Raw genomic sequence first — 23,437 nt, 5'->3', positions numbered from 1 at the left:
CGCAGTGGTCGTCGTTGTCGACGGGCGCCGCCCCCGCGGTGCCCGGGTCAGGCTAGTCCAGCTCCAGCAGGCCCTGTTCGGACACCACGCGGACGGACAGCGTCTTGTACCCCACCTCGTCGAAGAGCACCGTCATCCGGTCCTCCTCGTAGCTGAGCACGAGGCCGGCGCCCCACTCCGGGTGCCGTACCTGGCTGTGCACCGGGAACGGGCCGACGGCGCCGTCGTCGGCGACGCTGGTGCCGGCGTGGCAGTTGTCGCAGTGCCCGCAGACCGCGCTCATCTGCTCGCCGAAGTAGGCCAGCAGCGCCTGTCCCCGGCAACCGGTGGTCTCCGCGAAGGCGCGCATCATGTCGGTGCGCGACCGCGTCACGGTCTGCTGCCGCTCCGCCTCGGCGAGCGCGGCCCGGCCGGACTCGGCGGCCGGCGGGGCGTACCGGGGGGCGGCGATCCGCTGCCGGGCGCGGGGCTCCGCGGCGCCCACCTGCTCCAGCAGCGAGACGTACTGGCCGAGCTTGCGCGGCCCGAGCCCGGTCAGCTCGCGCAGCTCCTTCTTGGTCCGGGCCTGCTTGCGCAGCAGCGCGGCGAGTTCGGCCAGTTCCTTCTCGTCGGGCAGGCCGCCGCTGAAGTAGCGCTGGAGGCCGACGTCCTCGGCGCGCCAGAGCAGCAGCACCCGGGCGGGCGCGCCGTCCCGGCCGGCCCGGCCGATCTCCTGGAAGTAGCTGTCCGGCGAGTCGGGCAGCGCCATGTGCACCACCCAGGCGATGTTCGGCTTGTCGATGCCCATGCCGAACGCCGAGGTGGCCACCATGATCGGCACCTGGTCGGCGAGGAACGCCTCGTGCAGGTCGTTGCGGGCGTTGGTCGGCATCCCGCCGTGGTAGTACTGCGCCGGGAAGCCCGCGTCGGTGAGCCGCTGGGCCAGTTCCTCGGCCGCCCGCCGGGTCGGCACGTAGATGATGCCGGGCCGCTCGTCGTCGCGGAGCAGCGCGACCAGCCGCCGCCACCGGTAGTCGTCGGTGGGGCAGTACGCCACCTCGAGGAAGAGGTTGGGGCGGTCCAGCCCGGACACCACCACCTCTGGGTCGCGCAGCCGCAGCCGGGCGACGATGTCGTCGCGGACCGGCGGGGAGGCGGTGGCGGTCAGCGCCACCACGGGCGGCCGGCCGATGCCGTCGATGAGGTGGCCGAGCGCCAGGTAGTCCGGGCGGAAGTCGTGCCCCCAGGCGGAGATGCAGTGCGCCTCGTCGATCGCGACCAGCGCCGGCTTGAGCGCGCGGACCTCGGCGAGCCGGTCCGGGTTGCTCAGCGCCTCCGGGGTGATGAACAGGAACTCGGCCCGCCCCGCCCGGATCTCCTCGATCGCCTCGGCCTGCTGGGCCGCGGTCTCGTCGGAGCTGATCCGGACCGCCCGCAGCTCGGGGCGTTGCCGCTCGTTGAGCGCGGCGATCTGGTCCTGCTGGAGGGCGAGCAGCGGGGAGATGACCACCGTGGGGCCGGGGATCAGGCTGGCCGGGATCTGGTAGATCGCCGACTTGCCGGCGCCGGTGGGCAGCACCACCAGGGCGTCGCGGCGCTTCATGACCGCGCGCATGGCGGCCAGCTGGTTGGGCCGGAGGGCGGTCCAGCCGAAGAGGCTCTTGGCCGCGCGGCGCAGGGTCGTGGAGTGCGTGGTCAGTCTCATCAGTGGCCGCAGGTACCCCTGGCGATCACCCCCGAAACCGGGCGGGGTTGACGGTCACGGGCGCGCCCACCCATTATGAATGAACGTTCATGAACAACCGTTCATCAGGAGGCGACGTGCGGACCATCCCGAACGAGCAGCAGGAGCGGGCCTGGAACGGCTACGAGGGCCGGCACTGGGCCGACCACCAGTCGCGGTACGACGCGATCAACAGCGGCTTCAACGAGGCGCTGCTCGGCGCGGTCCGGCCCGGTGACCGGGTGCTCGACATCGGCTGCGGCAGTGGCCAGCTCACCCGGCTGGCCGCCCGGCGCTGCGGTGCCGGCGCGGCGCTCGGGGTGGACCTCTCCGCGCCGATGCTGGAGCGGGCCCGGGCCTCGGCCGCCGCCGAGGCGGTGGGCAACGTGGACTTCGTCCGGGCCGACGCCCAGGTCCACCCCCTCCCGCCGGCGGCCTTCGACGTCGCGCTGAGCCGGTTCGGGGTGATGTTCTTCGCCGACCCGGTCGCCGCGTTCGCCAACCTCGGCCGGGCGCTGCGCCCCGGCGGGCGGCTCGCGTTCGTCTGCCTCGACGACATCCGCCGGGGAGACCTCGGCGCGGCGCTCGCCCCGCTCGCCGCGCACCTGCCACCCGCCGGCGGCGACGGCACCGCCGTCGGCGAGCCGCTCTCCCTCGCCGACCCCACCGTGGTGCGGGCCGTGCTCACCGACGCCGGTTTCGTCGACGTGGAGTGCGCGCCCCGGCAGGAGCCGGGCACCTGGGGGCGGGACGCCGCCGACGCCGCAGCGTTCCTGGCCGGGTGGGGGCCGGTGCGGCACCGGCTCGCACCGCTCGACCCGGCGGCCGTCGACCGGGTGCGCGCCGCCCTGGCCGAGGCCATGCGGTCGTACGAGGGGCCGGACGGGGTCCGGCTGCGCACCGCGGCCTGGCTGGTCACCGCGCGTCGGCCCGGGTGAGCCCGGAGGTCGCCGCCGGCCTCCGCCGGGCCCGGCTCGCTCGGGGGAGCCGGGCCGGGCGGAGCCTAGGATCCTGGTGATGGCACCCAGAAGAGCGGCCGCGCTGCGGGGCGGCGAGCAGAGCCTGCGGGAGCACCTGATCGCCGCGGCCGGGCGGCTGGTGGCGCGGCGCGGCGTGGCCGGGCTGACCGTCCGCGACATCGCCCGCGAGGCCGGCGTGGCCGACGGGGTGCTCTACAACCACTTCGCCGACAAGGAGGAGCTGCTCGCGGCCGCGTTGCACGCGCACGTGCGGTCGGTCGAGGAGGCGCACGAGGGGGCGGCCCCGCGCCCGGGCGAGGCGACCGTCGAGGCGAACCTGCGGGCGTACCTGGATCGGGCGCTGGCGCTGCACGCCGCGATCCTGCCGGCGTTCGCCGGGCTGACCACCCAGCCGAAACTGCTGGCCCGTCTCGGCGAGCTGCCCGCCCCGCTGGGCGCCGGCCAGGGGCTGCGCGGGGAGCTGGCCGGCTACGTGCGCGCGGAGCAGCGGCTCGGCCGGGTCGCCCCGGCGGTCCGCCCGGAGGCGGTGGCCACGCTGGTCGTCGGGGTCTGCCACGACCTGGTCCTCGGCCGGCTGCTCGACCCGGCCGGCCCGCCACCGGAGCCCGCCCCGGACCTGGTGGACGCCCTGGTCGCCACCCTGCTGCACGGTGTCCTGCCAGGGCGGGGCGCGGGTCAGCGCAGCCGGGGCAGCACCTCGCGCTCGTAGAGGTCGAACAGACCCTGCCAGTGCGGGCCGGTGTTGGCCACGTAGATCTCGTCGAAGCCGGCCTTGGCGTACTTGTCGATCATCTCCAGGTGGGCGTCGGCGTCCCGGCCGCAGACGAACGACTCCTTCATCTTCTCCGGCTCGACCAGCTGCGCGGCCTGCTCGAAGTGGCGCGGCGACGGGAGCACCTGGGACAGCTCGCCCGGCACGCCGGCGTTGGGCCACCGCTCGTACGCGATCCGCACGCCCTCGTCCTCGCTGTCGGCGTACGCGGCCTTGAAACCGGCCTGGCAGGGCTTGTCGCCGCCACCGGAGTCGCGGAACCGGCGGACCATGTCGGCGTCGGGCATGGTGCTGACGTAGCCGTCACTGATCCGGGCGGCCAGCTCGATCGACTTCGGACCGAAACCGGAGACGTAGATCGGCGGGGGAGTGTCGGGGCGGGTGTAGATCCGGGCGTGCTCCACCGTGTAGTGCCTGCCGTGGTGGTTCACGAACTCACCGGTCCACAGCTCGCGGATCACCTCGATGGCTTCCTCCAGCATCTCCAGCCGGACGTCGGCCTGCGGCCACGGGTCGCCGAAGATGTGCTCGTTCAGCGCCTCGCCGCTGCCCACCCCGAGCACGAAGCGCCCCTCGTGGAGCACCGCGCTGGTGGCCGCGGCCTGGGCGATCACCGCGGGGTGGATGCGGACGGTCGGGCAGGTGACGGCCGTGGTCACCGGCAGGCGGCAGACCTGGCTGAGGGCCCCGATGGTCGACCAGACGAAGGGGCTCTGGCCCTGCGCGTCGACCCAGGGGTGGTAGTGGTCGGAGATCCACAGTGCCTCGAAGCCGGCCCGCTCGGCGCCGCGTGCCTGCTCGAGCAGCTCCGCCGGGGTGTACTCCTCGCTGGACAGGAAGTAGCCGATCCTCATCGTTCCCCCTCGCCGCGCCCGGGTGCCGGGCGCACCCGGGGACAACGACAGCCCTACCCCGGGGAGACGGGGTCCGAACGCGGCGGGCCTAGCGGCGGAACATCGCCCGGATGGCGATCAGCAGGAACAGGCCGCCGACCACCAGGCCGAGCAGGCGTACGCCGGGGATGTCCGCGGCGCTGGTGGCGTCGGCGAGCAGCGCGGGATGCATGGTCGCACTCTCCCACGGGCCGGCCGGCGGGGCCAGCGGCTAACAGTAAGGATTGTTGACTATTTCCGGACGCGGTGTGACCATGTCAGCACCGCCGGGGCGGCGGGCCGTGGGGAAGACGGGGGTACGACAGCGCATGAGCGAGCGGATCGTGGGAGCGACCGGAGACCTGGCGGCCCTGGCCGCCGCCGTCCTGCAACCCGGGTTCGTCGGCACCACACCGCCGCCGTGGGTCTGCCGCTGGCTCGGCGAGGGTCTCGGCTCGGTGGTCCTCTTCGCCCGCAACGTCGTCGACCACGAGCAGGTCGCCGAGCTGACCGCCAACCTGCGCGCCGAGCGGCCCGACGTGATCGTGGCCATCGACGAGGAGGCCGGCGACGTCACCCGGATCGAGTCGGCCCGGGGCAGCTCCCGGCCCGGCAACTTCGCCCTGGGCGCGGTCGACGATCCGGCGCTGACCGAGGAGGTGGCCCGGGACCTGGGCGCCGAGCTGGCCGCCGTGGGCGTGACCCTGAACTACGCCCCGGACGCCGACGTCAACTCGAACCCCGCGAACCCGGTGATCGGGGTCCGCTCGTTCGGCGCCGACCCCGCCCTGGTCGCCCGACACACCGCCGCCTGGGTCCGCGGCCTGCAGGCCGGCGGCGTCGCCGCCTGCGCCAAGCACTTCCCCGGGCACGGCGACACCCGGGTCGACTCCCACCACGACCTGCCCCGCATCGGCGGCGACCGGGCCCGGCTGGACACCGTCGAGCTGGCCCCGTTCCGGGCCGCCGTGACGGCCGGGGCGCAGGCGATCATGACCGGGCACCTGCTGGTGCCGGCGCTGGACCCGGAGCTGCCCGCCACGCTCAGCCCGCGCATCCTGGGCCGCCTGCTCCGCGAGGAGCTGGGGTTCGGCGGCGTGGTGGTGACCGACGCGGTGGAGATGGGGGCGGTCGCCGACCGGTACGGCTTCGCCGGCGCGGCGGTCCGCGCGCTCGCCGCCGGGGCGGATGCGATCTGCGTGGGCGGGGAGCGGGCCACCGAGGCCGACGCCCGCGAGCTGCGGGACGCCATCGTGGCCGCGGTGGTCGCCGGGGACCTGCCGGAGGAGCGGCTGGCCGAGGCGGCGAAGCGGGTCGGACAGCTGGCCGCCTGGACGGTCGCCGCCCGGGCCGGCCGGTCGGGCGCCCGGCCCGGCGACGCCGGCTCGGCCATCGGGCTGGCCGCCGCCCGCCGGGCGCTGCGGGTGGTCGCCACCACGGGCGGGCTGCTGCCGCTGGCCGGCCCGGCGCACGTGGTGGAGTTCGCCCCGCCGCACAACATGGCCATCGGCGACGAGACCCCGTGGGGCATCGCCGCGCCGCTGACCGACCTGGCGCCCGGCACCACCACCGCCCGGTACGCCCGGGAGGAGGTCCCCGCCGACCCGTCCGCCGGCACCGCCGGCCGCCCGCTCGTGCTGGTGGTCCGGGACCTGCATCGGCACGACTGGATGCGGGACGCGGTCACCCGCGCCCTGACCTCCCGTCCCGACGCCGTGGTGGTCGAGCTGGGCGTGCCCGAACTGGTCACCGGCGCGGTGCACGTGGCCACCCACGGCGCGACCCGGGCCGCCGCCGTCGCCGCCGCCGAACTCCTCGCCGGCGCCCGCTGACCCGACCCGGACCGGGCCGGCGTCGGCCGGCCCGGTCAGGGTTCGGGGATCACCAGGTCGGCGTAGTCGGGGTGGCGCTGGATGAACGCGCCCATGAACGGGCACTTCACCACGATGCGGTCGCCGCGCTCGCGGATCTGGTCCAGGGTGCCCCGGATCAGCGCCGAGCCCACCCCCATGTTCTGGAAGCGGTCGTCCACCTCGGTGTGCGTGAAGACCAGCACCTCCCCGCGCGGCAGGTACGCGGTGAACCCGGCCAGCGCGTCGTCGACCAGGATCTCGAAGCGGTGCTTCGCGGGGTTCTCCTCGACCAGGAAGCTCACCGGGCCATTCTCTCCCCGGTGGCCGCCAGCCGGTCCAGTTCGGCCAGCAAGCGGTCCACCTCCTCGACGGTGTTGTAGTGGTAGACGCTGGCCCGGACCGCGCCGCCGCTGTCCCGCAGGCCCATCGTGTGGAAGTACTCGTAGGCGTAGTAGTCGCCGGAGGAGAGGCAGACACCGGCCGCGCCCAGCGCCGCGGCGGTCTCCGCCGGGGTCGACCCCGCCACCCGGAACGACACCGTGGGGCAGCGCCGGGCCGGCGAGCCGTACACGGTGACGAAGGGGCGGGCGGTCAGCCCGGCGAGCAGCCGCTCGAAGACGGCCTCCTCGTGCGCCTGGGCGGCGGCCAGTCCGGCCCGGACCCGGTCCCGGCGGCTGCCGGTCGCGGTCGGGTCGAGGGTGGCCAGGTGGTCCACCGCCGCGGCCACCCCGGCCAGCAGCGGGAAGCTCGGGGTGCCGTACTCGAACCGGTCCGGGACCGCGTCGGAGGAGGGGATCAGCTTGGCCGGGCGCAGCGACGCCCACCGGGCCGGGTCGGCGGCCATCGCCGCGAGGTGCGGCCCGGACCACTTGTACGCGCTGGTCACCAGGAAGTCCGCGCCGAGCGAGGCCAGGTCGGTGGGGCCGTGCGGTACCGCGTGGACCCCGTCCACGCAGACCAGCGCCCCGGCCGCGTGCGCGGTCTTGGCGATCGCCGCCACGTCCGGCGCGGTACCGATGGCGTTGCTGCCGGCGGTCACCGCGACCAGCCGCGTGCGCTCGGTGACCAGGTCGGCGTACTGGCCGGCGGGCAGCTCGCCGGTCGCCGGGTCGAACTCGGCCCACCGCACCGTCGCCCCGGCGGCCTCGGCCGCCTGCACCCACGGCCGGACGTTGGCGTCGTGGTCCAGCCGGGAGACCACCACCTCGTCGCCCCGCCCCCAGCCCGCGCCGAGCGTCCGGGCCAGGGTGTACGTCAGCGCCGTGGCGCTCGGCCCGAGCACCACCCCGCCGGGCTCCGCACCGAGCAGGTCGGCCACCGCGGCGCGGGCCGCCGCGACCAGGTCCAGCGACCGCCGCCCCGGCACGAACGCGGTGCTCCGGTTCCCGGTGGCGGCGGTCATCGCGGCGCTGACCGCCTCGATCACCGGCCGTGCGGTCTGGGTGCCGCCGGCGCCGTCGAAGTGGGCGAAGCCCTCGGTCAGGGCGGGGTAGGCGGCCCGGGTGCGGGCGATGTCAAAGGCCATGCCGGGACCCTAACCCGCCCCGGGGCGATCACCGGTGGGTGGCGGTGTGGCCGTCGTCTCGTACCCTTGGCCGGGTGACGAACCGACGCGTTTCCCCCTTGTCGACCCCCATCCGCCGGACCGCCGGCCTGCTCGCCGGCCTCGCCCTCGGCGTCGCGCTGCTGGCCGGGTGCAGCTCGGAGAACGCCTCCACCGACTGCGGCCTGGACGCCTGCACGGTCACCTTCGACCGTGGGGTCGAGGCCAGCGCCACCATCCTCGGCGTCGAGGCGAAACTGGTCGGGGCCGAGGGCGACCAGGTCACCGTGGAGGTGGCCGGTGAGCAGCTCTCGCTCACCGTCGGCCAGCAGGCGGCCCAGGCCGGCGGCTTCTCGGTGACCCTGGACAGCGTCACCGACCAGCAGGTGGTCATCCGGGTGGCACGCGACCCGAACAGCTGATCGGCCGGGCCGGGCGGCGGCGGCCGACGTTTGGAAATCTTCGCACCGGGAGATTGAGGCGCCATGTCTCTCACCCGGAACGCCGGAGCCACCGCCGCCCAGGCCGCGAACAGCAGGTGGCTCGAACTGTTGACCCGGGCCGGTTTCATCGGCTACGGGATCGTCCACCTCCTCTTCGCCTGGCTGGCCCTGCAGATCGCCTTCGGCAAGTCGGGGGAGGAGGGCAACCAGAACGGTGCCCTGCGCACCCTCGGCGCCCAGCCGATGGGCAAGTTCCTGCTGGTCGCCATCGCCGTGGGGCTCTTCGCCATGGCCATCTGGCAGGCGTTCGAGGCGGTCATCGGCCACCGCTTCCTGCGCGGCAAGGAGAAGCTCTTCGAGCGGATCGCCTCCGTCGTCCGCGTGATCGTCTTCGTCTGGCTGGGCTGGACCGCCATCAAGGTCGTCCAGGACGCCAGCGCCAACGCCTCGGACCGGCAGCAGCAGTTCACCGAGAAGCTGATGGCTTCCGACGGCGGCCGGTGGCTGGTCGGGCTGGCCGGACTGGTGCTCGCCGCGGTCGGCATCGGCATGGTGATCTACGGGCTCAAGAAGAAGTTCGAGCGCAATCTCAAGACCGGCGAGATGAGCCCGAAGACGCACACCCTGACCCGCCGCCTCGGCATGGCCGGGTACGCCGCCCGGGGCGCGGTCTTCGCCCTCGCGGGTCTGCTGATCGTGGTGGCCGCCGTGAAGTACGACCCGGAGAAGGCGCGCGGCCTGGACGCCGCGCTGCGCACCCTCCGCGACCAGTCGTACGGGCCGGTGCTGCTGGCGCTGATGGCGCTCGGCATCGCCGCCTTCGGCGTCTACTGCTTCCTCCAGTCGCGCTACCGCCGGGTGTGATCCTGGTCGATACGCGATAGTCCGGGCACCATTGGGCCTTTGCCCGATTCCGCCGGCCCGGAGGGAGAAGGAAAGACGTGCAGACCTACCTCGTGACCGCCGTCGCCGCGCTCGCCGCGGCGGCGGTCGCGCTGTTGCTGGTCGAGGTGGTGCACCGGGCCACCCGCCGGCTCGGCCGGCGCTCGCTGCTGATGACCGAGCTGACCGAGCACTCGCACCGTTCGTTCCAGGTGGCCGCGACCGTGCTCGCCGTGCAGCTCGCGGTCCGGTTCACCACCCTGTACGCGGTGGGCAGGCCCTGGCGGCAGGTGCTCCTGCACGCCCTGGTGCTCGCCCTGATCGCCGCCGCCGCCTGGCTGGTGGCCTCGCTGCTGGTGGTGGCGGAGGACACCGCGCTGGCCCGGTTCCGGGTGGACGTGCCGAACAACCGGCACGCCCGGCGGGTGCGTACCCAGGTGGTGCTGCTGCGCCGGCTGACCATCGCGGTGATCGTGGTGCTCGCCCTGGGCGTGATGCTGATGACCTTCCCCGCCGTCCGCGGCATCGGCGCCGGCGTGCTGACCAGCGCCGGTGTGGTCGGTGTGGTCGCCGCGCTGGCCGCGCAGAGCCTGCTGGGCAACGTCTTCGCCGGGCTCCAGCTCGCCTTCAGCGACGCCGTACGCCTCGACGACGTGGTGGTGGTCGAGGGGGAGTGGGGCCGGATCGAGGAGCTGACCCTCAGCTACGTGGTCGTGCAGATCTGGGACGACCGCCGGTTGATCCTGCCCACCTCCTACTTCACGAGCACCCCGTTCCAGAACTGGACCCGGACCGAGGCGGCCGTGCTCGGCACCGCCGAGTTCGACCTGGACTGGGCCATCCCGGTGCAGGCCATGCGGGAGGAGCTGCGCCGGCTCTGCGAGGGCACCGAGCTCTGGGACGGCCGGGTCTGTGTGCTCCAGGTGACCGACGCCACCGGCGGCCTGGTCAAGGTCCGGGCCCTGGTCAGCGCCGCCGACGCCGGCAGCCTGTGGGACCTGCGCTGCCTGGTCCGCGAGCACCTGGTCGCCTGGGTCCGCGACCAGCGCCCGACCGCCCTGCCCCGGCTGCGCGCCGAGGTGGGCGACACCGCCGGCTCGCCGCCCTGGCAGGCGGTGCAGCCCCGCCGGCCGGTCCGCCGGCTGCCCGACACGGAGGTCCCCGACGACGCGCGGGTCTTCGGCGGCAGCGACGACGGCGAGGCGCGCAGCGAGGCGTTCGTCGGGCGCGAGGAGCACGCCGACACCCGCCGCTGACCCGTACCCCGTTCCGGAGCCCCCGGCAGCCCGCGCGGCGCCGGGGCTCCGCGCGTCGTGACCTCGGCCCCGGCCGGCCCGTTGCACCTGCCGGATGCCGGTTGATTCGCGGCTTGTCGGGCCGGCTGCGTTTGATCGGCCCGTTCCGGGGGACCTGCTGCGCACGCCCCGGTTCCGGCCGCCGTCCGGCGGTCGGGCGAGAAGGTGGTGCGCGGCCGGGTCGACCGGCCGCTCCGCGCAGGATTGACGGGCGGCGACTCCGGGCATACAGCGCGGTGATGATGAAAGGAGGACAGCATGGCTGACGTCGCGAGTCGCAGCACGTCCCGGACCGGGAACGAGCCGTCCACCGCGGAACTGGTGCAGCGGGCCACCGAACAGGTCACCCGCCTGGTGCGGGACGAACTGGCGCTGGCCCGGGCGGAACTGACCCAGAAGGGCAAGCACGCCGGGATCGGGATCGGTCTGTTCGGCGGCGGCGGGGTGATGGCCCTCTACGGCGCCGGTGCGCTGGTCGCCACGGTGATCCTGCTGCTGGACCTGGTCATGCCGGCCTGGCTGGCCGCGCTGATCGTGGCCGTGGGGCTGTTCCTGCTCGCCGGGATCCTGGCGCTCGTCGGCAAGAAGCAGGTCAGCCGTGCCGTCCCGCCGGTGCCGGAGGCGACGGTCCGCAGCGTCCGGGCGGACGTCGACACCGTCACCGCCGCGGTGAAGGACGGGAGGCGGGGATGACCGGCAACGGGACCGGGGACGTGGCGGCGCTCCGGGAGGAGATCCGCCGGACCCGGGTGGAGCTGGGTGAGACGATGGAGCTGCTCGCCGCCCGGGCCGACGTCAAGACCCTGGTCCGGCATTCCGCCGACCAGGCGAAGGCGCGGTTGCGGCAGCAGGCGGCGCTGACCGTGGCCCGGGTGCGCGGGCAGGCGGCGGAGAAGGCCCGGCTGGTCCGGGCGCAGGCGTACGAGAAGGGTGGGGCGGTCGGGCGCAACCCGGTGCCGTGGGCGGCCGTGGCCGCCGGTGCCGTGGCCACCGCGGTGGCGCTGCTGATCGTCCGAGGGAGGCGCAGGTGAGCAAGGGCATCGGCAGGGCGGCCTACAAGCCGGTCGGAGTGCTGATGGGGCTGGCGGCCGGCACCGTCGCCGGGGTCATCTTCCGGCAGGTCTGGAAGCTCACGGCCGGCGACGGCGAGGCGCCCAGCGCCACCGACGAGGACCGCCGCTGGGGTGAGGTCCTGGCCGCCGCGGCGTTGCAGGGCGCCATCTTCGCGGTCGTCCGGGCCGCCGTGGACCGCGGCGGGGCGGTCGGCGTACGCCGGCTCACCGGCCACTGGCCCGACTGATTCCATACGCACGAAAGGCCCCTTTCCACCTCGGTGGACAGGGGCCTTTCGCCTGGCCCGGGCGGCCCGGCCAGAGGATCTGCCGCAACCGTCAGGTCACATGTCGGAGAATTTCGTCCGGTAGGCTGTGCAGAGTTTTTGCGTACGTGGTTTGCTGTCTCACGCTGTTGAGAGACGCGTGGGTTGAGAGAAGTCTCCTTCACCGGGGGCCGCCTCAGGCGCCGCTGCTCGAAAACGGCCAATCGGCCGCACGGCGTGCTCGGCCGCCAGTTTTAGAAGGAGATACACATGGCGCAGGGAACCGTGAAGTGGTTCAACGCTGACAAGGGCTTCGGCTTCATCACCGTCGACGGCGGGGGTGCTGACGTGTTCGTCCACTTCTCGGCCATCCAGTCCAGCGGCTACCGCACGCTGGAGGAGAACCAGCGGGTGGAGTTCGAGATCGCCCAGGGTCAGAAGGGTCCGCAGGCCGAGCAGGTCCGCCCCATCTGAGCTGACGGAGCACCGACCGCGCCGGCCGGTGCGTGAGCCCCGCGTCCCTTCCCGGGAGGCGGGGCTTTCCGCATTGTGGACGCTTTCCACGCCTCAGCCGCGCCGGCGCCGGGCCCGCATGCCGAACCAGAGCGCGACGAGTCCGATGAGGACGAGCACCGGGCCGACGACCGCCCAGGCCCGCTGGTCGGTCAGCACGCTGCCCTCGACGTAGCCCAGCCCCGACACGGTCCACAGGGCACCGAGCACGACGGCGAGCAGTCCCACGGTGAGCCGGAACCAGCCCCTCATCGTTCTCCCTCCGACGGCGCGCGTCCGGCTCCAGCATGCCCGCGGGCGCCGGCCCGCGGCGACGGCGCGCCGACGGGCCGCCGCTCCGGGGTCACCACCGGTCGTGCACCTGCGGCCGGATCAGCTCGTCGTAGGTGGCGCGGACGGCGGCCAGCTCCACCTCGGTCAGCGGCGGCAGGCCGGCCGCGGCGGCGTTGCGCCGGGCCTGCTCGGCGGTGCGGGCGCCCGGGATGACCACGGTGACGCCGGGCTGGTCGAGGATCCAGCGGAGCGCGAACTGGGCCATCGTCCGGCCCTCGCCGACCAGCGGCGCGAGCCGGCGCACGGCGGACAGGCCGAGGTCGTAGTCGACGCCGGAGAAGGTCTCGCCGACGTCGAAGGACTCGCCGTGCCGGTTGAAGTTCCGGTGGTCGTCCGGCGGGAAGGTGGTGTGCTCGTCGTACCGGCCGGAGAGCAGGCCGCTGGCGAGGGGCACCCGGGCGATGATGCCCACCCCGGCCTTCGCGGCCTCGGGCAGCACCCGCTCCAGCGGCTTGTGCCGCACCGCGTTGAGGATGATCTGCACGCTGGCCACACCGGGGCGGGCGATCGCGGTGAGCGCCTGGTCGCAGGTCTCGACGCTCACCCCGTACCCGGCGATGCGCTCCTCGGCGACCAGGGTGTCCAGGGCGTCGAAGACCCGGTCGTCGGCGAAGACCGCGCTGGGCGGGCAGTGCAGCTGCACCAGGTCGAGGGTGTCCACGCCGAGGTTGGCCCGGGACCGGTCGGTCCAGGCCCGGAAGTTCTCCAGGGTGTACGCCTCCGGCGTCTGCGGCACCCGCCGGCCCATCTTGGTGGCCACGGTCAGCCCGTGCCCGGGGTGCTCGTGCAGGAACCGGCCGATCAGCTGCTCGCTGCGGCCGTCGCCGTACACGTCGGCGGTGTCCAGGAAGGTGACCCCGGAGTCGACCGCGGCGCCCAGCACGTCGAGGGCGGCGCTCTCGCTGACCTCGCCCCAGTCCGCGCCGAGCTGCCAGGCGCCGAGTCCGATGATGCCGACGTGCCGGCCGAGCCGGTCGAAGCTGCGCTGTTCCACCCGGTCGAGCCTAGTGAGCCGCTTGCCGGGGCGCCCGTCGGGCCGTACCGTCTAGCAAGACGTACGTACGGTTTGGAGGCTGTCATGTGGGACCCGAGCACCTACCTGCGCTACGGCGACGAGCGCTCCCGCCCCTTCCACGACCTGGTGGCCCGGGTCCCGGCGGAGCGGCCCCGCGCGGTCGTCGACCTGGGCTGCGGCCCGGGCACCCTGACCGCGACCCTCGCCGAGCGCTGGCCGGCGAGCCGGATCGCCGGCCTGGACTCCTCCGCCGAGATGATCGACCGGGCTGGCGCCCTGGCCGCGCCGGTCTCCTTCTCGGTCGGGGACGTGCGGGACTGGCGGCCGGAGCCCGACGTCGACGTGGTCGTCTGCAACGCGGTGCTCCAGTGGGTGCCCGGCCATCAGGAGCTGCTCACCCGCTGGGCGGGCGCGCTGCCGGCCGGCGCCTGGCTGGCGTTCCAGGTGCCGGGCAACTTCGCCGCCCCGTCGCACCGGGCGCTGCGCGAGGTCGCCGGGCGGGACCGGTGGCGGGACACCCTAGCCCCGCTGCTGCGCGAGGCGCCCGTCGACGAACCGGTCGACTACGCCGCCCTGCTGGTCGGTGCCGGCTGCGCCGTCGACGCCTGGGAGACTACCTACGTGCACCTGCTCCCGGCCGCCGGCGCCGACCATCCGGTGCTGGCCTGGATGGAGGGGACGGCGCTGCGCCCGGTCCGCGCCGCGCTCGACGCCGCCGGCTGGGCCGACTTCCGCGCCGAGCTGGGGGTACGCCTCGCCGAGGCGTACCCGGTGCGGCAGGGTCAGGTGTACTTCCCGTTCCGCCGGATCTTCGTGGTGGCCCGCACCGGCGCCCGCGCAGAGGAGAACCTGTGACCGACCTGCCCACCTTCATCGCCGGACTGCCCAAGGTGGAGCTGCACGTGCACCACGTCGGCTCCGCCTCGCCCCGGATCGTGGCCGAGCTGGCCGCCCGGCACGAGGGGCGCAGCCCCGTCCCGGCCGACCCGGAGGCGCTCGCCGACTACTTCGCGTTCCGCGACTTCGCCCACTTCATCGAGGTCTACCTCAGCGTCGTGGACCTGATCCGCGACGCCGACGACGTCTGGCTGCTCACCCACGAGGTGGCTCGGGAACTGGCCCGCCAGCAGGTCCGCTACGCCGAGCTGACCGTCACGCCGTACTCGCACGTGCACCGCGGGATCCCGGCGCCGGCGTTCTGCGAGGCGATCGAGGACGCCCGCAAGCGGGCCGAGGCCGACTTCGGCATCGCGCTGCGCTGGTGCTTCGACATCCCCGGCGAGGCCGGCCTGCCGGCCGCCGAGCAGACCCTGCGGATCGCCCTCGACGAGCGGCCGGACGGGCTGATCAGCTTCGGCCTGGGCGGCCCGGAGATCGGGGTGCCGCGGCCGCAGTTCAAGCCGTACTTCGACCAGGCCCGCGCGGCCGGGCTGCGCTCGGTGCCGCACGCCGGCGAGACCACCGGCCCGGAGACCGTCTGGGACGCGCTGCGCGAACTGGGCGCCGAGCGGATCGGCCACGGCATCTCCGCCGCGCTCGACCCGGCGCTGCTGGCCCACCTGGCCGAGCGGCGGATCCCGTTGGAGGTCTGCCCCACCTCCAACGTGCGGACGCGGGCGGTGGCGAGCATCGAGGAGCACCCGCTGCGCCAGCTCGTCGAGGCCGGCGTGCTGGTCAGCATCAACTCCGACGACCCGCCGATGTTCGGCACCACGCTCAACGACGAGTACGCCGTGGCGGCCCGGCTGCTGAACCTCGACGCGGCCGGGGTGGCCGCGCTGGCCCGGGACGCGGTGACCGCCGCGTTCCTGGAGCCGGGGGAGCGGGCCCGGATCAGCGGCGAGATCGACGCGTACGCGGCGGCCGCGACGCGCTGACCGGACGGGACGGCTCCGGCCGCCGGGACACCCGCAGCGGCCGGCGCCTCCCGGCCAGGGCCAGCCCGAACCCGACCACCGCCGCCACCACCACGGCGACGGCGGGCAGGCCGCCGGCGGAGCGGCCCGGGCCGTCCGCGTGCACGGGGTCCTGCCAGGCGGCGAGCGTGAGGGCGACACCCAGACCGATGACGGTGGCCCAGCGGAGCAGGCGGCTGACGGTCGGCGTCATCACGGTCACCTCACGCCCGGGGTGCGGTTCGACGGGGAAGTGGCGCGCGGCGGGAGCGAGGTGTGGGGGGACCGAACTCCCGCCGCGCGCACGGCTCCGCCGACCGGAGTTCTTACGGGGCGTCCCGGCCGACGGAACTGATGGGTTCGGTCCTGATCCTGACAGTCCGGACCGCTGTTCCGGCCGTCGTTAACCCACTCCTAAGGAGAACTTGCGGCGGCCCACAGCCACCGGCTCAGCGCTGGCGCGGCCAGCGGCGGCCGGCCCGCGGCTCCCGGGCGTCCCGCGCCATCCGGCCCACCAGACCGAACCGGTTGACCTGCCGGGGTGTCGCCTCCGGGTCGGCCAGCAGCATCACCACGCTGGCCCCGCCGAGCCGTGCCCGGTCGATGCTCACCGACCCGTTGGCCTGCAACGCGACCCGCTTGGCGATGTCCAGCCCCAGCCCGGTGGAGCCCTGGTCGCTGGCGCCCCGGCGCAGCGCCCGGTCCGGGTCGGGGATGCCCGGCCCGGCGTCGTCGATCCGGATCGCCACCCAGCCGTCCCGCCGGCTCACCGCCACCTCGAACGCGGTGCCCTGCGGCGTGTAGCGGAAGACGTTGCCGATCACCGCGTCCAGCGCGGCGGCCAGCTCGGCCCGGGGCACCGGCGCCGGGATCCGCAGCTGCGCCCCGACCACCCGGTGCGGCCGGTTCTGGTCACCGGCGAGGGCCGACCAGAAGACCATCCGGTCCCGGACCACCTCGCTCACGTCGCAGGTCGCCGGGCCGGTCTCCTGCCCGACCGCCTTGCGGGTGGTCTTGATCAGCTGGTCGACCTCGCCCTCCAGCGTGACGATGGCCTGCCGGATCCGCCGGATGCCGCGGCGGCGGTCCAGCTCCGCCTCGCTGAACGTGCCGATGCTGGTGTCGTCGGACTCCAGCGCCTCCGCGTCCAGCCGCAGTGCGGTCAGCGGCGTCCGCAGCCGGTGCGACAGGTCGGCGACGAGTTCCCGCTCGTCGGCGCGGAGCGCGACCAGCCGCTCGGCCATCCGGTTGAACGCGTGCCCGGCCTCGGTCAGCTCCCGCGGCCCGGTCGGCTCGACCCGGACGCCCAGCTCGCCGTCGCCGACCGCGAGGGCCGCCTTCACCAGCTCGCCGGTGGCGTCGACGGCCCGGGCGGCCACCCGGTCGACCACGACCACCGCGGCCCCGACCAGCGCCACCGCCACCGCGAGCAGCAGCAGCCACCGCCCGCCGGCGCCCTCGTCGAGCACCTCGTCGGGGACGAAGACCTCCACCACGGCCACCCGGTCGCCGAGCACCACCGGGTCCAGCCGGAGCACGCCGCCGGACACGTCGGTGACCACCGACTGCCGCTCGGCGGCCGCCCGGTCCAGCGCCGCCGCGTCGGCGCGGCCCGCGCGCTCGTCGGCGCCGATCCCGTGGACGACGGGCCGCAGCGCCGGGTCGTCGCCGCTGGCCGCCACGGCCCGCCGGACGATCTCCGGGTCGGTGCTGACCGCGAGCGCCCCGGTGACCAGCGCGCTGCGCCGGGCCGCGTCGGCCAGCTTCTCCTCCCGCGCCTGGTCGGACAGGGTGATCCCGAGCGGGACGAGGAAGGCGAGCGCGACGAGGCTGCACATGCCGGCCGTGAGCCAGGCCAGCGCCTGCCTCAGTCCGGCGCCACCAGCCGGAAGCCGACCCCCCGCACGGTGCGCAGGTAGCGCGGCTTCGCCGCGGACTCGCCCATTTTGCGGCGCAGCCAGTACAGGTGAACGTCGATGGTCTGGTCCTCGCCGACCGAGGGCTGCCGCCATACCTCCTCCAAGAGTTCCCGCCGGGACACTACCCGGCCGGGACGTGCGGCGAGATACGCCAGCAGGTCGAATTCCTTGCGGGTGAGGGCCAGGGGCTCGCCGTCCAGCACCGCGCTGCGCTCGCCCACGTCCACCCGCAGGCCGCCGACCGTGTGCACGGCCGGCTGCACGGTACGGCTGGCCCGGCCCGCCCGGCGCAGCACGGTGGTGATCCGGGCGTCCAGGTGGGCGCCGGTGAACGGCTTCACCATGTAGTCGTCGGCGCCCGCGCGCAGCAGCCGCACCACCGACTGCTCGTCGTCCCGGGCGGTGGCGATGATGATCGGCACGTCCGTGATCCCGCGCAGCATCCGCAGCGCGTCGGAACCGTCCAGGTCGGGCAGGCCGAGGTCGAGCACCACCAGGTCGGGGGTCTCGGCGGCCACCCGGCGCAGCGCGTCCAGCGCCGTGCCGACGGCGTGCACCGCGTGTCCCCGGTCGGTGAGGGAGCGCAGCATCGCGCCGCGTACGACGTGATCGTCTTCGACCAGGAGGACGGTTGCCACGTCAGCACCGTACTCGGCGTGGCAAGTTGATCGCGTTGCGGCACTCCCCGGAACCGGGCAAGCTGGGACGGCGATGACGTTCACTCTCTTCCCCGACACCCGCCTCACGCTCGCCCGCGACGCGCTGGCCGGCCTGTCGGTCGGTGACGCCCTCGGCGCGCGGTTCTTCGTCCCGGGCCAGGCCGTCGCCGCCTGGGCGGACGCGCTCCCGCCCGGCCCCTGGCCGTGGAGCGACGACACCGAGATGGCCTGCTCGGTGCTCACCGTGCTGGCCGCGCACGGTCGGATCGACCGGGACGCCCTCGCGCTCGCCTTCGCGGCGCACTACGACCCGGCCCGCCGCTACGGCGCCGGCGCCGTGGAACTGCTCGAACTGATCCGCGCGGGCACACCGTGGCCGGTTGCCGCCGCGTCGGCGTTCGACGGGCAGGGCTCCTGCGGCAACGGCGCGGCCATGCGGGTGGCCCCGCTCGGCGCCTGGTACGCCGACTCCACGCGGCGGGCCGCCGACCAGGCCCGCGCCTCGGCCGAGGTGACCCACGCCCACCCGGAGGGCGTCGCCGGGGCCGTCGCCGTGGCGGTGGCCGCCTCGCTGGCCGCCCGGGCCCGGCTGGACGGGGACCGGCCCGAGCCGGCCCGGCTGCTCACCGTGGTGGCCGGCGCGCTGGACCCGGCCGGCGAGGTGCACCGGGGCGTACGCCGGGCCGCCGCCCTGCGCGGCCACCCGGCCGGGGAGGTGGCCGAGGCGCTCGGCAACGGCTCCCGCGTGACCGCCCAGGACACCGTGCCCTTCTGCCTCTGGGTCGCCGCCACCCACCTGCACGATTATCCGGCCGCGATCCGCGCCTGCGTCGAGGCGGGCGGCGACGTGGACACCACGGCGGCGATCGTCGGCGGCGTGGTGGCCGCCCACACCGGCGTCGGCACCCCGGGCGGCGTCCCGGACGGCTGGCTCGCGGCCCGCGAACCCCTCCCGGCCTGGCTCGCCGCCCCCGCCTGACCGCCTGCGCGATCCCGCACGTACGGCCCCTCCCACGTGCGACACCGCGCCGTCCGACTTCGGATCTTGGCGAGTTGTCGTTCGCCACGAACGGTGGGTCGCCAAGATCGCCGCGGGCGGACAGCTCAGCGGGAGGCCGAGGGGGTCAGGGGCGCGGTCTCCGTGGTGGCGGGGTCGGCGTCGGGTCGGAGGGTCAGGGTGTTGCGGCGGCGGCTGAGCAGCCAGCCGAGCGCCGCGCCGCCGCCCAGCCCGGCGAGGAGCCCGCCGCCCAGCAGCAGGTCGGCGCTCGGTCCGTCGTCGCCGGCTCGTGCCGGGGTGGCCGCCTCGGCCGGCTCCTCGGCGACCGGGCCGCCGTGGCCGGCGTGGACGGCGGCGCCCGGCAGCGGCGGCAGCAGGGTCACCGTGGGGGCGGGGTGCGCGCCGCCGGGCGGGTCGGTCCAGCGGACCACGGTGCCGTCGGCGTAGGTCTGGATCACCGAGAAGGTCAGCCGGTCGGTGGCCGGCATCGGGCCCATGCCGAGCGACAGGCGGGCAGGCCCGGTGGTGCCGGGCATCCGGATCCAGGTCACCGCGTCGGTCACCTGGTTCAGTTCCGAGGAGTGGATGCCGGCGACCGGCCGGTCGAGGGTGCGGGTGGTGATGGTCGGCGCCCAGTCCGGCACGGACAGCGGGTAGACCTCGCCGATCGGGGCGTCCACGGGCATCCGCAGCTCGATCCGGCTGGTCCGGCTGCCGGCCCGTTCCTCGGGCAGCACCACGGCCAGTTCGATGGCGTCGCCCTGGCGCACCTGGGCCGGTGAGGTCGTGAGGGTCACCTCGGCGGCGCTCGCGGCACCGGGCCAGCCCAGGGTGCCGCCGACCGTGGCGGCCAGCAACGCGATCGCCCACCACCGGCCCCGACGGGTCATCGTCATGGTCGTCCCCATCCGTGTCGACGCGGCCGGTCCGGCTCCGGCCCCACCCGGTAGTTCGGGCGGGAGGGCGGAAAGGTTCAACGCGGGACGGAACCGATCGCCGGGGGAGCGCGGCGTCGCCGACGGCGTCGGTCGGGGCGACCGATAGCATCGCAGGGGCCGGTACCCGGCGCATCCGAACCCGTCGACGACAGGAGTCACCGTGTCCGCACCCCGTACCCCGATCGTGGCCGACCCCGTCGTCGTCGCCGCCGGGACGACGGCGGCCGACGCGGTGGCCGCGGCCGGCCTGCCGATGAACGGCCCGAAGGCGATCGTGGTGGTCCGCGACCCGCAGGGCGAGCTGCGCGACCTGGACTGGAAGCCGGCCGAGGAGACCGCTGTCGAGCCGGTCGCCCTGGACAGCCCGGACGGGCTGAACGTGCTGCGCCACTCCACCGCGCACGTGCTGGCCCAGGCCGTGCAGGACGTCTTCCCGGAGGCCAAGCTCGGCATCGGCCCGCCGATCGAGAACGGCTTCTACTACGACTTCCAGGTGGGCAAGCCGTTCCAGCCGGACGACCTGGCGAAGCTCGAGAAGCGGATGCAGGAGATCGTCAAGTCCGGGCAGCGCTTCCGCCGGCGCCGCTTCACCAGCCTGGACGAGGCGCGCACCGAACTGGCCGCCGAGCCGTTCAAGCTGGAGCTGATCGAGGTCAAGGGGGAGGGGCTGGACTCCTCCGAGGTGATGGAGGTGGGCGGCGGCGAGCTGACCATCTACGACAACCTCGCCGCCAATGAGGACAAGGTCTGCTGGTCGGACCTGTGCCGCGGCCCGCACCTGCCGAACACCCGGCTCATCGGCGCGTTCAAGCTGATGCGCTCGGCCGCCGCCTACTGGCGGGGCTCGGAGAAGAACCCGCAGCTCCAGCGGGTCTACGGCACCGCGTGGCCGACCCGGGACGAGCTGAAGGCGTACCTGCGGTTGTTGGAGGAGGCCGCCCGGCGCGACCACCGCAAGCTCGGCGCGGACCTGGACCTGTTCAGCTTCCCCGACGAGATCGGCTCCGGCCTGGCGGTCTTCCACCCCAAGGGTGGCGTGCTCAAGCGGGTGATGGAGGACTACGTCCGCACCCGCCACATCGAGGAGGGCTTCCAGTACGTCGGGACCCCGCACATCTCGAAGGAAGGGCTGTTCCACACCTCGGGCCACCTGCCGTACTACGCCGACGGGATGTACCCGCCCATGGAACTGGAGGGCGCGGACTACTACCTCAAGGCGATGAACTGCCCGATGCACAACCTGATCTACCGGTCGCGCGGGCGGTCCTACCGCGAGCTGCCGATGCGGCTGTTCGAGTTCGGGTCGGTCTACCGCTACGAGAAGTCCGGCGTGGTGCACGGGCTGACCCGCGTGCGCGGCCTGACCCAGGACGACTCGCACTCGTACTGCACCCGGGAGCAGGCGCCCGCCGAGATCAAGCACCTGCTCAACTTCGTGCTCAGCCTGCTCAAGGACTTCGGCATCGACGACTTCTACCTGGAGCTGTCGACCCGCGACGAGGCCAAGCTCGACAAGTTCGTCGGGTTGGACGAGGACTGGGCGACCGCGACCGCGGTGCTGGAGCAGTGCGCCCGGGAGACCGGGCTGGACCTGGTGCCGGATCCGGGCGGCGCGGCCTTCTACGGCCCGAAGATCTCCGTGCAGGCCAAGGACGCCATCGGCCGTACCTGGCAGCTGTCGACCATCCAGTACGACTTCAACCAGCCGAAGGGCTTCGGGCTGGAGTACCAGGCGGCCGACGGCACGCGGCAGCAGCCGGTCATGATCCACTGCGCCAAGTTCGGGTCGATCGAGCGGTTCATCGGCGTGCTCACCGAGCACTACGCGGGCGCGTTCCCGGCCTGGCTCGCCCCGGTGCAGGTGGTCGGCATCCCGATCCGCGAGGACCACACCGACTACCTCCAGGACTTCGTCACCACCCTGCGCAAGCAGGGCATCCGGGCCGAGGTCGACGCCGGTGACGACCGGATGCAGAAGAAGATCCGCAACGCCCAGCAGCAGAAGATCCCGTTCATGGTGATCGCCGGTGACGACGACGTGGCCGCCGGCACGGTCTCCTTCCGCTACCGGGACGGGTCGCAGCGCAACGGCGTGCCGGTCGAGGAGGCGGTGGCCCACGTGCGGGAGGTCGTCGAGTCCCGGACCAACTCCGGCCCGTCGGCGGAGGGCACCCCCAACACCTAGGATCGGCGTGTGACTGGGGCGGAACGGCACTTCGACGGCGGCGGCGACGACGGTCTGGCGGACGGGCTGGAGCGGCTCTGGACGCCGCACCGGATGACCTACATCTCCGGCGAGGACCGGCCCGCGGGCGGCTACGAGAAGCCGACCGGGTGCCCGTTCTGCCTCGCCCCCGGCCTGCCGCCGGACGAGAGCCTGGTGGTGGCCCGGGGCGAGCACGTCTTCGCGGTGCTCAACCTCTACCCCTACAACCCGGGCCACCTGCTGGTCTGCCCGTACCGGCACGTGGCGGACTACACCGAGCTGGACGTGCCGGAGACCGCCGAGCTGGCCGCGTTCACGAAGGACGCCATGCGGGTGGTGCGGCACGTCTCCAACGCGCACGGCTTCAACCTGGGCATGAACCAGGGCGGCGTGGCGGGCGCGGGCATCGCGGCGCACCTGCACCAGCACGTGGTGCCACGGTGGGGCGGCGACGCCAACTTCATGCCGGTGATCGGCCGCACCAAGGTCCTGCCGCAACTGCTCGCCGACACCCGGGACCTGTTCGCGAAGGCCTGGCCGGCCTGACGCCGCGGGCGTGCCGCGTCGCCGGGAGGTCGGCCGCCCCGGCGGCCCGAGCCCGGCAGTACGATCTTGGGCATGGCTCTGCTGCACCGCGCGGAACTGCGCCCCTCGAAGCTCGACCTGCTCGCCGCCTGGCTGCCCGGCCGGCCCTGGTTCGCCGGTGAGGCGGGCGCGGAGGTCACCCGGGTGGCCGCCTACCGGTTCGACGACCCGGCCGGCGAGGTCGGCATCGAGACCATCCTGGTCCGGGCCGGCAACGGGCCGGTCCTCCAGGTGCCGCTGACCTACCGGGCCGCGCCGCTGGCCGGCGCCGACCGCTGGCTGGTCGGCACCACCGAGCACTCCGTGCTGGGCCCGCGCTGGGTGTACGACGGCTGCGCCGACCCGGTCTACCCGCCGGCCCTGGCCGCCGCCGTCCTCGCCGACGCCGGGCAGGCCGAGGAGTACTTCGAGGTCGACGGCCGGCGCGAGGTGCGCGCCCCGAGCATGACCCTGGCCGGCGCCCGCACCGGCACGCCGCCCGCGCTCGACACCATCGACGAGGTGGTCGACGGCGACCCGACGCTGATCCGGGCCGGCGGGATCGAGCTGGCCGTGGTCCGCCGCCCCGCCCCGGCCGACGCCCCGACGGCGTCCCGGCTGACCGGCGCCTGGGTGGGCCAGGCCGACCCGGTGCTGCTCGCGTACGCCCGCTGACCCTCCCGGCACCCGGGGTGACGAAGCCGCCCGCGGGTCCCGGGAAGGTGGCAGGATGCGGCG

Annotated in this window: 27 protein-coding genes; 16 read left to right on the top strand and 11 right to left on the bottom strand. The window is 74.5% G+C overall.

Annotated elements, in window-relative coordinates:
* Window positions 1–52 precede the first annotated feature (52 nt).
* Window positions 53–1,684 carry a RecQ family ATP-dependent DNA helicase gene (locus tag IEY96_RS19725; protein WP_189196287.1) on the bottom strand — a complete coding sequence of 544 codons (1,632 nt, stop codon included), beginning with the start codon at window positions 1,682–1,684 and terminating at the stop codon, window positions 53–55.
* A 116-nt stretch (window positions 1,685–1,800) separates the two neighbouring features.
* Here IEY96_RS19725 and IEY96_RS19720 point away from each other — a divergent pair, with 116 nt between their 5' ends.
* Window positions 1,801–2,640 (top strand): class I SAM-dependent methyltransferase, encoded by an 840-nt coding sequence (locus tag IEY96_RS19720; protein WP_229791724.1) that lies wholly within the window; start codon window positions 1,801–1,803, stop codon window positions 2,638–2,640.
* 79 nt (window positions 2,641–2,719) lie between these two features.
* A complete protein-coding gene (locus IEY96_RS19715; RefSeq protein WP_189196285.1) occupies window positions 2,720–3,391 on the top strand; it encodes a TetR/AcrR family transcriptional regulator in 672 nt (223 codons plus the stop codon).
* On the opposite strand, the gene IEY96_RS19710 is transcribed toward IEY96_RS19715, so the two are convergent.
* Both IEY96_RS19710 and IEY96_RS33175 read right to left on the bottom strand, forming a co-directional pair.
* Window positions 3,358–4,308: a TIGR03557 family F420-dependent LLM class oxidoreductase gene (locus tag IEY96_RS19710; RefSeq protein ID WP_189196284.1), complete on the bottom strand. Its 951-nt coding sequence runs from the start codon at window positions 4,306–4,308 to the stop codon at window positions 3,358–3,360. The genes IEY96_RS19715 and IEY96_RS19710 overlap by 34 nt on opposite strands.
* 88 nt (window positions 4,309–4,396) lie before the next feature.
* Window positions 4,397–4,519, bottom strand: a complete 123-nt coding sequence (locus tag IEY96_RS33175; RefSeq protein ID WP_256566104.1) for a hypothetical protein — start codon at window positions 4,517–4,519, stop codon at window positions 4,397–4,399.
* 136 nt (window positions 4,520–4,655) lie between these two features.
* Between IEY96_RS33175 and IEY96_RS19705 the strand changes: the two genes are divergently transcribed.
* On the top strand, window positions 4,656–6,158 hold the full coding sequence (locus IEY96_RS19705) for a glycoside hydrolase family 3 protein (RefSeq protein ID WP_189196283.1): 1,503 nt from the start codon (window positions 4,656–4,658) through the stop codon (window positions 6,156–6,158).
* 35 nt (window positions 6,159–6,193) lie between these two features.
* Here the strand turns inward: IEY96_RS19705 and IEY96_RS19700 are convergent, their stop codons facing one another.
* Complete coding sequence (locus IEY96_RS19700) at window positions 6,194–6,481, bottom strand: GNAT family N-acetyltransferase (protein ID WP_189196282.1); 288 nt, start codon at window positions 6,479–6,481, stop codon at window positions 6,194–6,196.
* Window positions 6,478–7,704, bottom strand: a complete 1,227-nt coding sequence (locus tag IEY96_RS19695; protein WP_189196281.1) for a cysteine desulfurase-like protein — start codon at window positions 7,702–7,704, stop codon at window positions 6,478–6,480. Before IEY96_RS19695 ends, IEY96_RS19700 begins: the two co-directional genes overlap by 4 nt.
* A 74-nt stretch (window positions 7,705–7,778) precedes the next feature.
* Between IEY96_RS19695 and IEY96_RS19690 the strand changes: the two genes are divergently transcribed.
* From IEY96_RS19690 to IEY96_RS19660, 7 genes are all read left to right on the top strand, one after another.
* Window positions 7,779–8,144 (top strand): hypothetical protein, encoded by a 366-nt coding sequence (locus IEY96_RS19690; RefSeq protein ID WP_189196280.1) that lies wholly within the window; start codon window positions 7,779–7,781, stop codon window positions 8,142–8,144.
* A 63-nt stretch (window positions 8,145–8,207) separates the two neighbouring features.
* The gene (locus IEY96_RS19685) at window positions 8,208–9,029 is read left to right on the top strand and encodes a DUF1206 domain-containing protein (protein ID WP_189196279.1); all 822 of its coding nucleotides are present in this window, start codon (window positions 8,208–8,210) and stop codon (window positions 9,027–9,029) included.
* A 77-nt stretch (window positions 9,030–9,106) separates the two neighbouring features.
* Entirely contained in the window at window positions 9,107–10,303 is a 1,197-nt protein-coding gene (locus IEY96_RS19680) for a mechanosensitive ion channel family protein (protein ID WP_189196278.1), read from the top strand.
* Between the two features lie 297 nt (window positions 10,304–10,600).
* Window positions 10,601–11,035, top strand: coding sequence for a phage holin family protein (locus IEY96_RS19675; RefSeq protein ID WP_189196277.1), 435 nt, complete (start codon window positions 10,601–10,603; stop codon window positions 11,033–11,035).
* A complete protein-coding gene (locus IEY96_RS19670) occupies window positions 11,032–11,373 on the top strand; it encodes a DUF3618 domain-containing protein (protein ID WP_189196276.1) in 342 nt (113 codons plus the stop codon). The genes IEY96_RS19675 and IEY96_RS19670 overlap by 4 nt, the downstream gene beginning before the upstream one ends.
* On the top strand, window positions 11,370–11,642 hold the full coding sequence (locus IEY96_RS19665; RefSeq protein WP_189196275.1) for a DUF4235 domain-containing protein: 273 nt from the start codon (window positions 11,370–11,372) through the stop codon (window positions 11,640–11,642). Before IEY96_RS19670 ends, IEY96_RS19665 begins: the two co-directional genes overlap by 4 nt.
* A 288-nt stretch (window positions 11,643–11,930) precedes the next feature.
* On the top strand, window positions 11,931–12,134 hold the full coding sequence (locus IEY96_RS19660; protein ID WP_091424054.1) for a cold-shock protein: 204 nt from the start codon (window positions 11,931–11,933) through the stop codon (window positions 12,132–12,134).
* Between the two features lie 93 nt (window positions 12,135–12,227).
* Here IEY96_RS19660 and IEY96_RS19655 read toward each other — a convergent pair whose 3' ends face one another.
* Entirely contained in the window at window positions 12,228–12,425 is a 198-nt protein-coding gene (locus IEY96_RS19655) for a hypothetical protein (RefSeq protein WP_189196274.1), read from the bottom strand.
* Window positions 12,426–12,516: 91 nt separating this feature from the next.
* Window positions 12,517–13,500 (bottom strand): aldo/keto reductase, encoded by a 984-nt coding sequence (locus IEY96_RS19650; protein WP_189196273.1) that lies wholly within the window; start codon window positions 13,498–13,500, stop codon window positions 12,517–12,519.
* Between the two features lie 84 nt (window positions 13,501–13,584).
* Between IEY96_RS19650 and IEY96_RS19645 the strand changes: the two genes are divergently transcribed.
* Window positions 13,585–14,376: a trans-aconitate 2-methyltransferase gene (locus IEY96_RS19645; protein WP_189196272.1), complete on the top strand. Its 792-nt coding sequence runs from the start codon at window positions 13,585–13,587 to the stop codon at window positions 14,374–14,376.
* The gene (locus IEY96_RS19640) at window positions 14,373–15,398 is read left to right on the top strand and encodes an adenosine deaminase (protein ID WP_189196271.1); all 1,026 of its coding nucleotides are present in this window, start codon (window positions 14,373–14,375) and stop codon (window positions 15,396–15,398) included. The genes IEY96_RS19645 and IEY96_RS19640 overlap by 4 nt, the downstream gene beginning before the upstream one ends.
* On the opposite strand, the gene IEY96_RS19635 is transcribed toward IEY96_RS19640, so the two are convergent.
* The 3 genes from IEY96_RS19635 to IEY96_RS19625 all read right to left on the bottom strand — a co-directional run bounded on the left by IEY96_RS19635 (window position 15,355) and on the right by IEY96_RS19625 (window position 17,973).
* Window positions 15,355–15,630, bottom strand: coding sequence for a hypothetical protein (locus IEY96_RS19635; RefSeq protein WP_189196270.1), 276 nt, complete (start codon window positions 15,628–15,630; stop codon window positions 15,355–15,357). The two genes, IEY96_RS19640 and IEY96_RS19635, sit on opposite strands and share 44 nt — an antisense overlap.
* A 235-nt stretch (window positions 15,631–15,865) precedes the next feature.
* Complete coding sequence (locus IEY96_RS19630; protein ID WP_189196269.1) at window positions 15,866–17,254, bottom strand: HAMP domain-containing sensor histidine kinase; 1,389 nt, start codon at window positions 17,252–17,254, stop codon at window positions 15,866–15,868.
* A gap of 29 nt (window positions 17,255–17,283) precedes the next feature.
* Window positions 17,284–17,973: a response regulator transcription factor gene (locus IEY96_RS19625; protein ID WP_089155714.1), complete on the bottom strand. Its 690-nt coding sequence runs from the start codon at window positions 17,971–17,973 to the stop codon at window positions 17,284–17,286.
* Window positions 17,974–18,046: 73 nt separating this feature from the next.
* Between IEY96_RS19625 and IEY96_RS19620 the strand changes: the two genes are divergently transcribed.
* Entirely contained in the window at window positions 18,047–18,973 is a 927-nt protein-coding gene (locus IEY96_RS19620; protein ID WP_189196268.1) for an ADP-ribosylglycohydrolase family protein, read from the top strand.
* A 125-nt stretch (window positions 18,974–19,098) separates the two neighbouring features.
* On the opposite strand, the gene IEY96_RS19615 is transcribed toward IEY96_RS19620, so the two are convergent.
* Window positions 19,099–19,887, bottom strand: coding sequence for a DUF1775 domain-containing protein (locus IEY96_RS19615; protein ID WP_189196267.1), 789 nt, complete (start codon window positions 19,885–19,887; stop codon window positions 19,099–19,101).
* Between the two features lie 202 nt (window positions 19,888–20,089).
* Between IEY96_RS19615 and thrS the strand changes: the two genes are divergently transcribed.
* From thrS to IEY96_RS19600, 3 genes are all read left to right on the top strand, one after another.
* A complete protein-coding gene (gene thrS / locus IEY96_RS19610; RefSeq protein ID WP_189196266.1) occupies window positions 20,090–22,114 on the top strand; it encodes a threonine--tRNA ligase in 2,025 nt (674 codons plus the stop codon).
* A gap of 9 nt (window positions 22,115–22,123) precedes the next feature.
* Window positions 22,124–22,681, top strand: coding sequence for an HIT family protein (locus IEY96_RS19605; RefSeq protein ID WP_373293609.1), 558 nt, complete (start codon window positions 22,124–22,126; stop codon window positions 22,679–22,681).
* 72 nt (window positions 22,682–22,753) lie between these two features.
* A complete protein-coding gene (locus IEY96_RS19600; protein WP_189196265.1) occupies window positions 22,754–23,374 on the top strand; it encodes a CG0192-related protein in 621 nt (206 codons plus the stop codon).
* Window positions 23,375–23,437 lie beyond the last annotated feature (63 nt).

It is taken from the genome of Micromonospora fulviviridis (assembly GCF_014648395.1).
Lineage (GTDB): Bacteria > Actinomycetota > Actinomycetes > Mycobacteriales > Micromonosporaceae > Micromonospora > Micromonospora fulviviridis.
This window is presented reverse-complemented; position numbering and strand designations above follow the sequence as displayed.

What these genes read in the sequence shown, in the direction of transcription:
- IEY96_RS19635 (WP_189196270.1), bottom strand. Translation starts at nt 15,630, where the DNA reads ATGACGCCGACCGTCAGCCGCCTGCTCCGCTGGGCCACCGTCATCGGT.
- IEY96_RS19675 (WP_189196277.1), top strand. Translation starts at nt 10,601, where the DNA reads ATGGCTGACGTCGCGAGTCGCAGCACGTCCCGGACCGGGAACGAGCCG.
- IEY96_RS19655 (WP_189196274.1), bottom strand. Translation starts at nt 12,425, where the DNA reads ATGAGGGGCTGGTTCCGGCTCACCGTGGGACTGCTCGCCGTCGTGCTC.
- IEY96_RS19710 (WP_189196284.1), bottom strand. Translation starts at nt 4,308, where the DNA reads ATGAGGATCGGCTACTTCCTGTCCAGCGAGGAGTACACCCCGGCGGAG.
- IEY96_RS19715 (WP_189196285.1), top strand. Translation starts at nt 2,720, where the DNA reads ATGGCACCCAGAAGAGCGGCCGCGCTGCGGGGCGGCGAGCAGAGCCTG.
- IEY96_RS19695 (WP_189196281.1), bottom strand. Translation starts at nt 7,704, where the DNA reads ATGGCCTTTGACATCGCCCGCACCCGGGCCGCCTACCCCGCCCTGACC.
- IEY96_RS19660 (WP_091424054.1), top strand. Translation starts at nt 11,931, where the DNA reads ATGGCGCAGGGAACCGTGAAGTGGTTCAACGCTGACAAGGGCTTCGGC.
- IEY96_RS19705 (WP_189196283.1), top strand. Translation starts at nt 4,656, where the DNA reads ATGAGCGAGCGGATCGTGGGAGCGACCGGAGACCTGGCGGCCCTGGCC.
- IEY96_RS19620 (WP_189196268.1), top strand. Translation starts at nt 18,047, where the DNA reads ATGACGTTCACTCTCTTCCCCGACACCCGCCTCACGCTCGCCCGCGAC.
- IEY96_RS19725 (WP_189196287.1), bottom strand. Translation starts at nt 1,684, where the DNA reads ATGAGACTGACCACGCACTCCACGACCCTGCGCCGCGCGGCCAAGAGC.
- IEY96_RS19685 (WP_189196279.1), top strand. Translation starts at nt 8,208, where the DNA reads ATGTCTCTCACCCGGAACGCCGGAGCCACCGCCGCCCAGGCCGCGAAC.
- IEY96_RS19670 (WP_189196276.1), top strand. Translation starts at nt 11,032, where the DNA reads ATGACCGGCAACGGGACCGGGGACGTGGCGGCGCTCCGGGAGGAGATC.
- IEY96_RS33175 (WP_256566104.1), bottom strand. Translation starts at nt 4,519, where the DNA reads ATGCATCCCGCGCTGCTCGCCGACGCCACCAGCGCCGCGGACATCCCC.
- IEY96_RS19645 (WP_189196272.1), top strand. Translation starts at nt 13,585, where the DNA reads ATGTGGGACCCGAGCACCTACCTGCGCTACGGCGACGAGCGCTCCCGC.
- IEY96_RS19600 (WP_189196265.1), top strand. Translation starts at nt 22,754, where the DNA reads ATGGCTCTGCTGCACCGCGCGGAACTGCGCCCCTCGAAGCTCGACCTG.
- IEY96_RS19615 (WP_189196267.1), bottom strand. Translation starts at nt 19,887, where the DNA reads ATGACGATGACCCGTCGGGGCCGGTGGTGGGCGATCGCGTTGCTGGCC.
- IEY96_RS19630 (WP_189196269.1), bottom strand. Translation starts at nt 17,254, where the DNA reads ATGTGCAGCCTCGTCGCGCTCGCCTTCCTCGTCCCGCTCGGGATCACC.